Origin of the sequence: Mycobacterium sp. E3298 (assembly GCF_001666895.1) — a bacterium.
GTDB lineage: Bacteria > Actinomycetota > Actinomycetes > Mycobacteriales > Mycobacteriaceae > Mycobacterium.
This window is the reverse complement of the sequence record NZ_LZJB01000110.1, coordinates 1-830: the sequence shown is the minus strand read 5'-3', so window position 1 is coordinate 830 and position 830 is coordinate 1. Positions and strand designations below refer to the sequence as shown.

The following is an 830-nucleotide window of genomic DNA, read 5'->3' as shown; positions in this document are numbered from 1 at the left end:
GGAGAACAAGCCGTCCAATCCCAGCGACCCGCACGACGGGGTCTACACGGCGGCGCGGCTGGCCCGGGACGAGGGGGTGCCCATCTCGACGATCTCGTTCGGCACCAAGACCGGCGAGATCGAGATGGACGGGCAGCGCGTGGCCGTCCCGGTTTCGACGGACCAGATGAAGACGATCGCCAAGCTGTCCGGCGGGCAGTCCTACACCGCCAGCAACATCGCCGAGCTCAACAAGAGCTACAACGCCATCGAGAAGGACATCGGCTATCGCACCGTGGCCGGGCCGGGCAGCGCCGGGTGGCTGCGCCTGGGCGTGATCACCGCCTTGATCGCGACGGCGCTGGCGCTGCTGATCAACCGGCGGCTGCCGGTCTGATCGTCAGGACGGCAGCCGGCGGTTCAGGAACAGGCCGGCCAGGATCGCGCCGGCCAACGCGACCGCCCCCAGCAGCATCCACGCGAGGCTGGCGTCGCCCTTGACGGTCTCGTACCCGATCTGGCGCTGCAGGGTCGAGTAGACGTTCTTCAGCGACTCCAGGCTGTCGGCATGGAACGCCTGGCCGTCGGTGATCTCGCAGATCTTCTGCAGCGTCTGGTCGTCTACGGGAACCGGGATGGTGGCGCCCTCGTACTCGACGGTGCCGTACGGCGTCCCGAAGGAGATGGTCGAGATCTGCACGCCCGCGGCCTTGGCGGCCCGGGCGGCGGTGAACGCCCCCTGCGGGGCGTTGGCGTCCAGCGGCACGTTCTCCGCGCCGTCGGACAGCAGCACGATGCGGGCCGGGGGCGGGGTGTCGCCACCCGTGATGGCCAGGGCGCTCACCGCGTGC

The 830-nt window shown here is 69.9% G+C and carries 2 pseudogenes; one reads left to right on the top strand and one right to left on the bottom strand.

Going from position 1 to position 830, the window contains the following annotated elements:
* Positions 1–376 (top strand): annotated as a pseudogene (locus A9X05_RS32645) (hypothetical protein); the annotation flags it as partial.
* 3 nt (positions 377–379) lie between these two features.
* On the opposite strand, the pseudogene A9X05_RS32640 reads toward A9X05_RS32645, so the two are convergent.
* A pseudogene (locus A9X05_RS32640) lies at positions 380–830 on the bottom strand (hypothetical protein); the annotation flags it as partial.